We start from the raw sequence: 6,044 nt of genomic DNA, 5'->3' as shown, positions 1-6,044 counted from the left end.
GATGCGTCTCAGCACCCGCTTCCGCCTTTCCGGCTTCGGCTTTGCGTGCTTCCCCATCGAGTCCCCTTCGGGATCGTTGGACCGACACCTGGTGTATCGGACCCCCGGCCGGAGGACCCGCCAGGCGGTCCCCTCCCGAAGGCTCTTCGCTGGGAAGCAAGCACCAACTTACACGCTGTTTGAGGACGCCACGGGCCGTTTGTGAGGGGCCAGTTGGGGGCGCCATCAGCGCAGTGTCACCCGGCCGGGCGGCCGGGTCGGATCCTCAACTACGAAGATGGTTGGGGCGTAACCATGTTCACGCGGATTCCGACATATCGGGCGGCCGGGCGGCCGGGTAACCCACAGTGAATGAGAACGCGCAATCGTGAGGACCGTCACACTCAATTACGGATGGGCGAGTGTGGCGTCCAGATCGCAACATCGTCGAGCCACTGGCCGTGTGCTGGCGACGTCCACCGGGGGCATGGGCGCGGCGTCCTCCGGTGTCGGTAGCTGATCGCTTCCGACGAGAGGCTGTGGCCCTATTCATGACGTCCCGCCGGCCAGCAGACCGTTCAGCACACCGGCCTGGTACGACACTCGTGAGGTGAGGGGGCGTGCCAGGTGTCGCATCGACGGGTCCGCCGGATACCGGAGCAGACCGACGGGCAGTTGCAGGTCGAGCGGCGCCCCGGGCGGCAGGATGTGGAATCCGTCGGCCTCGTAGTACGGGGCAAGGTGCGGCTTGTGGGTGTGGATGCCGCCGAGCATCGCCTGGTAGCCCTGCCGGGTATAGGAGTGGACCAGGTGGTCGACGAGCCGGTGGCCCAGCCCATAGCCCCGGGCGCGGTCGGCCACGGACACTGCCTCCAGTTCGACCAGCGCCCTGGCCAGCATGAGGCACAACGACCGGGCGAGACCGGCTTCCATCAACCATTGGACTGGCGGGACCGCATGAGCCAGGCCGACGACCTCTCCTGTCTCCCGCTCCTGGGCCAGCAGCAGGGTGGCGGTGCCGGTCTGCGGCGGCAGCTGCCATCCCGTACGCATCCGGTCGATGATCTCCTCGGGCATCGCCGCGTCCATGAAGTCCACCGGCTGGAGAAGCGCACGCACCGCCTTGGGGTCGTCGTCGGGGAGCGCCGGGCGGATCACGTACCGCCCGTGCACCTGCGGTGATCCGCCGCTGTCCGGACGCGATTGCTGTGGCGCGTTGCGGCGCTCTGCCCGGCGCCGAGAAGCTCGTCCCATGCCCCCACCCTCCCCCAATCCAGGACGGGACGAAGGGCCGCTGGCGGAACTGGCGGGCAGTCGTGCGTTACGAAACCTGTCATCCTCTCGTCACCCCAACTGACCAGGCATGCGGGGCTCTTGACGTTCGACCGGACTCATGAGAATCTGTTTTCCGGGCGCCATCAGTGCGTCCTTTTGCTGTCTGAGGCTCCCTTGTTGATTGCGGGGGCCTTTTTTCGTTTCCGTCCAGGCCCCCGGTGCCACAGCCGGGGGCCTTTCTCGTTCCTAGAGGTCTCACCTTGCTGTCCGCACTCTCCCCCAGCACCGTGTTCGGTGTGCCAGGGTCGCTGGCGCTGCTTGCCGCTGCCGTGCTGGTGCCCATCCTGCTGCTGGTGGCTGGTGTCGCCTGGGTCGCCCTGCGCCGGGTGGACCGAGCCGACATGCCTGTCGTGCTGCTGGGTCTGGCACACGTCATCTCTGCACTGTGCGGACTGCTGCCGTGGGGCCGGCCGACACCCCCGCCGGCGCTGCCCCAGCCGGTCGGCGATGAACCTGAGCCCGCCCCCGGGCCGACCGTCGTCCTCGTGCGCCCGGAACCCACCGCGCCCGCTGTCGTGCACAGAGCACAGTGATGCGCGAACGCGTCTCGGGCAGCAGATACATCCATCCGGCCCTCGTCGAACACACCAGCACCCTGGCCGGAGCCCTGCGCAACCTCGGCAGGCAGCGCGCGACCGTCTACCTGGCGGTCGTGCTCTACAACGCATCACCCGAGCTGATCGGCGAGAAGCTCCACATGCAACCGCACCGCGTCCGCATCAGCTTCAGCATGGCTGCCTCCATGCTCCGCCACCCCACCATCACGCAGAGATTGCAGCACCTCGCCTATGAGACCGACGCGTTCGACGCCGGCACGCTGGTCGATGACGAGATGCGCACTCTCATCCGTGAATGGCACCTGGAGGAGATGTTTGAACCCCTGTGCGCGGCGTGCGCCCTCCCCATGCCCGTGCCCGTGATCAACACCCTGCGGCCACGGTCAGGCCGTCCCCGCCGGTACTGCTCCAACGCCTGCCGCCAGAAGGCCTACCAGGCGCGGCGGAGGCGATGAGCTGCCGCCCGCCCGGAACGGGCTGGTACGCGGACGGCATGGCCGCAGTTCACCGGGTCTCAGGGCGTCCACTCGCGCAGGCCGGGGTGCTCTAGGGTGGCGGTGTAGCGGGGGGCGGCGTGACGCCCACCCCGCCCGGCTGCGGACCGACATCCTCGCCGCAGAGATCACCCGTCTCAAGAGTGCCGAGCGCGAGCTGCGCTACTGCCACGCAGCCGAGCGAGAAGAAGGCGCGCCACCATCGCCATCACGCTCCGCTTCCCACGGTGACCCCGTATCGGCCGGTGCCCAGGGCACCGGCCAGCGGTCTGAGCCGCGAGCACCAGTCATCCCCGGTCTGCAGACGGGTCAGCCGGCCGGGCCGCGGGTCGGCTTCTCGACCAACTCGCCGAGGACCTGCTCCAGCTCACGGGCGAGCGCAGTTGCGCGCTTCATCTTTCCCTCGATCTCAAGATCTCCGTACGCCCAGGGCCAGGGATGCACGGCGAACAGTGCGAGCTCGAACATGCTGCTCAGAGCGTGCAGCCGTGCGGCGAGCTCGTCGGGCTGGACGGGGTTGCCGCCGACCGTCAACCAACTTGCCGCGGCGTCCAGTTCCTTGGTCGCGTCGGTGAGGGCGCCGATGATGTCTGGCTCGCGCGTCCAGGAGTCCGACCTCGGCTCTCCAGCACTGCGGGCAGTGTCGTGTGTCACGCCGCGAGCCTATCGATGGGCGAGCTGAGGGCGAGGCATGGCGAGATGCTGCCGAGATAAGTAAATCTCTAGACGCAAGGAAAGTGGCAAAGATATCCTGTGTTCACGACTTTTCTTTCCACTCAACGAGGGGGATCCAGCATGGGCGAGCCGTACGCGTTCGACGGGACGTCGTGGGACGAGCTGCGCAAGGCGGTCGAGGACAACGGTGGAGTGCTCCGCATCTACATGGCCGACCTGAGGGAGCTGCAGAACGCCGGCCGACTCGGCGTCAACGTCCGCAACGACATCAGCCGCCGCCTCGCCGGCGTCGGCCTCGGTCACCTGCCCGCCGAGCTGCCGTCGTACCAGGAGAACGATGTGGTCCTGTTCCAGCTGGGAACCCCGGCCGCCGACGTCGTCGAAGCCGTGCGCGGCGACAACTTCGCCCGTGCCGAGGATGCCCTGCGCCGCCTGAATACCAAGGGAGACGCCGAGAAACTGGCCGCCATCGCGGCCATCCTCAGCGGCGACTGACTCTGGCCCTGGCCAGTCCCGGTCAGCGCACCTCAACGAGACACCCAGATACGGGGGGACCCATATGCGCGACGACCAGCACGACCACGATCCCGAGGTGCCCGCGGAGCCGGATGGCCAGCAGGCCCCCGGCGCCGACCAGGAGAACGACGAGAAGGAACCGCCGCGACAGTGGCGCAACACCATCCGAGAGCTGTCTGAGGGGTTCGACAAGGCCACTGGCAGGCCCGCCCCCCATAGCCAGGCCCGGGGTCTACGCGGCCACTGAAGCCCTCCGTCAGGTGCTGGACAGCCCGTCCCAGCGGCTGCTCCAGGATTCCCTGGCGGCCCAGCTGTCCCGGGGCTTGACCACCTTCGCGTCCGCACTCGACGGCCTCGGATTTGACGAGTCCCTGGCGGCCCAGCTCTCCCCGGGCCTGACCACCTTCGCGTCCGCACTCGACGGCCTGGACCTCCGGCACCTCATGCCCGGCGGCGCCCTGAGCCGCAACGAAGCCTTCCGCCTCGCCGGTTCGACCCTGTGGGAACGCCTGCAGGCCGTCGACCCGGCGAACTGGCGCGGGGAACGGCTCCGGCGGCTGGACATGCTCGCGGTCATGGAGGAGGGCATCCCGCTGGTGTGGACGCCGTCGGCGGACGTCATCCGGGAACTGCTCGACGCACCGGATGCCCCTACCCGCCGCAAGGTGCTGGAGCGGCAGGCGCCCGCTGTCGTCGAGGACTGCCGCACCGTCCTCACCGACGTGGCCCGCACCGACCTCACCTCCGAGGTTGACTTCCTGCACGACTGCCTCTACTCGATCGGCAACGGCAAGTACGCGGCCGCGCAGGTCCTCGCCTCTTCCGTCCTAGACACCATCCTGCGGGCGATGGTCCGAGCCGATCCCCGCCTGCAGAACAACAAGGGCGGATTCACCTTCAACATCCTGGCCGCACAGCTGCCGAAGGCCACACCGGACACCCTGGTCGGCCAGTTCCGCGCGTACTGCATCCACACCAGCATCCACAAGGCTTACGAGCAGTACTTCGGGCCGCCAGTGCCCGAGGAGTACAACCGGCACGCGACCGCCCACGCAGCGGGCCCGACGCAGATCACGCTCGCCAACGCTCTCGCTGCGGTAATGCTGGCCGTCAGCCTAAGAGCTGTCCCGTAACTCCACGAGGCTGAGGGTCATGCTGTGTCAGGGTCGGCGCCGATGGCACCGACCGAGCGAAGCGAACGCCCGAGGTCTCCGGTGAGGATGCGAGGGTGCCGTCGCCACCACCACAGGTCGGGGCCGGGTAATCTGTGGAACTGCTCGAGCGCCTGGCCGTCGTCGTCGACTGTCGCCGCCTTGTACCGGTCGTCCAGAGCTTTGATCTGCGGGGTCCAGAGCTGGACGATGTGTTCGTCCAGCAGGAGCCATGCCTCGTGCAGCCAGCTCCGGCAGTAGAGGTCGTTGGTGTACTCGTAGATGTCGTCGCCGTAGCCGCGCTCAATGACGCCTACCAGGGCGGCCCACGCGTTCACTCTTTCTGCGACGGTGAATGCGGTCCGCCAGCCGCGCTGGTGCAGCAGCTCTCCCACCTCGGTCTCCGTAGCCACGGGCGGGAGGATCTCACGCGGATCCGGTCCGGGCGACCGAGATATGCCTCGCCAGAGGCTGCGGCCCGGAGGATGATCAAGGTGAGACGATCTCACCATGGCTGGTGTGATCACGGCGTCGGAACCCTCCTGGATAGCCCCGTTCACCGGGCTGAGCTCGCGACCGTTCGGGAAGCTCGTGAGTGCGTTGCGGCGGGAGGGCGCCGACCCGGTGCGCAAAGGCCGCCCCTGGGGCCTGCCGCTGGAGGACAGAGTCTTGCTGGTGGCCGCGTACTGGCGGACGAACCTCACCCTGCGGCAGCTGGCCCCGCTGTTCGGGGTCTCGAAGTCCGCCGCAGACCGGATCATCGCCCACCTCGGGCCATTGCTCGCCCTGCAGCCTCGCAAGAGGTTCCAGAGGGGCACCGTGCTGATCGTTGACGGCACTCTGGTTCCCACCCGTGACCACGCGATCGCGGAGCAGTCGAAGAACTACCGGTACTCCACCAACCACCAGGTCGTCATCGATGCCGACACCCGTCTGGTCGTCGCCGTCGGCCGGCCGGTCCCGGGGAACCGCAACGACTGCAAGGCGTGGGAGCTGTCCGGTGCGAAGGACGCCGTCGGCCGGACCATCGTGATTGCTGACGGTGGCTACCGGGGCACTGGCCTGATCATCCCGCACCGCCGTGAAGCCGGCCAGGCCGAACTTCCGGCCTGGAAAGAGGAACACAACGCCTCGCATCGTAAGGTGAGGGCCCGCGTCGAGCACGCCTTCGCCCGGATGAAGAGCTGGAAAATCCTCCGCGACTGCCGGTTGAAAGGCGACGGCGTCCACCACGCCATGCTTGGCATCGCCCGCCTCCACAACCTCATCGTCACGGGCTGAACCGCGAACAGGCAGGTCAGCAAGCACGACCGTGATCAATTACGGGACAGCTCTTA

Annotated in this window: 9 protein-coding genes; 6 read left to right on the top strand and 3 right to left on the bottom strand. The window is 67.9% G+C overall.

Going from position 1 to position 6,044, the window contains the following annotated elements:
- Positions 1 to 528 precede the first annotated feature (528 nt).
- Positions 529 to 1,137: a GNAT family N-acetyltransferase gene (locus JHAT_RS33060; protein ID WP_253195689.1), complete on the bottom strand. Its 609-nt coding sequence runs from the start codon at positions 1,135 to 1,137 to the stop codon at positions 529 to 531.
- Between the two features lie 413 nt (positions 1,138 to 1,550).
- Here JHAT_RS33060 and JHAT_RS33055 point away from each other — a divergent pair, with 413 nt between their 5' ends.
- Positions 1,551 to 1,847, top strand: a complete 297-nt coding sequence (locus JHAT_RS33055; RefSeq protein ID WP_143660603.1) for a hypothetical protein — start codon at positions 1,551 to 1,553, stop codon at positions 1,845 to 1,847.
- The gene (locus JHAT_RS33050) at positions 1,847 to 2,326 is read left to right on the top strand and encodes a hypothetical protein (RefSeq protein ID WP_143660601.1); all 480 of its coding nucleotides are present in this window, start codon (positions 1,847 to 1,849) and stop codon (positions 2,324 to 2,326) included. Before JHAT_RS33055 ends, JHAT_RS33050 begins: the two co-directional genes overlap by 1 nt.
- Positions 2,327 to 2,674: 348 nt before the next feature.
- Here the strand turns inward: JHAT_RS33050 and JHAT_RS33045 are convergent, their stop codons facing one another.
- Positions 2,675 to 3,019, bottom strand: a complete 345-nt coding sequence (locus tag JHAT_RS33045) for a hypothetical protein (RefSeq protein WP_077801968.1) — start codon at positions 3,017 to 3,019, stop codon at positions 2,675 to 2,677.
- A 141-nt stretch (positions 3,020 to 3,160) separates the two neighbouring features.
- Between JHAT_RS33045 and JHAT_RS33040 the strand changes: the two genes are divergently transcribed.
- The 3 genes from JHAT_RS33040 to JHAT_RS33030 all read left to right on the top strand — a co-directional run bounded on the left by JHAT_RS33040 (position 3,161) and on the right by JHAT_RS33030 (position 4,689).
- On the top strand, positions 3,161 to 3,535 hold the full coding sequence (locus JHAT_RS33040) for a hypothetical protein (RefSeq protein WP_077801967.1): 375 nt from the start codon (positions 3,161 to 3,163) through the stop codon (positions 3,533 to 3,535).
- 64 nt (positions 3,536 to 3,599) lie between these two features.
- The gene (locus JHAT_RS33035) at positions 3,600 to 3,803 is read left to right on the top strand and encodes a hypothetical protein (protein ID WP_077801966.1); all 204 of its coding nucleotides are present in this window, start codon (positions 3,600 to 3,602) and stop codon (positions 3,801 to 3,803) included.
- Between the two features lie 13 nt (positions 3,804 to 3,816).
- Complete coding sequence (locus JHAT_RS33030; RefSeq protein ID WP_077801965.1) at positions 3,817 to 4,689, top strand: hypothetical protein; 873 nt, start codon at positions 3,817 to 3,819, stop codon at positions 4,687 to 4,689.
- Between the two features lie 17 nt (positions 4,690 to 4,706).
- Here the strand turns inward: JHAT_RS33030 and JHAT_RS33025 are convergent, their stop codons facing one another.
- Positions 4,707 to 5,120, bottom strand: coding sequence for a hypothetical protein (locus tag JHAT_RS33025; RefSeq protein ID WP_077801964.1), 414 nt, complete (start codon positions 5,118 to 5,120; stop codon positions 4,707 to 4,709).
- Between the two features lie 97 nt (positions 5,121 to 5,217).
- Between JHAT_RS33025 and JHAT_RS33020 the strand changes: the two genes are divergently transcribed.
- Positions 5,218 to 5,988, top strand: a complete 771-nt coding sequence (locus JHAT_RS33020) for a transposase (protein WP_077801963.1) — start codon at positions 5,218 to 5,220, stop codon at positions 5,986 to 5,988.
- Positions 5,989 to 6,044 lie beyond the last annotated feature (56 nt).

The organism is Streptomyces sp. JHA26, assembly GCF_002005565.1.
GTDB lineage: Bacteria > Actinomycetota > Actinomycetes > Streptomycetales > Streptomycetaceae > Streptomyces.
Note: the sequence above shows the minus strand (reverse complement) of the source record. Positions and strands in the feature narration are given on the sequence as shown.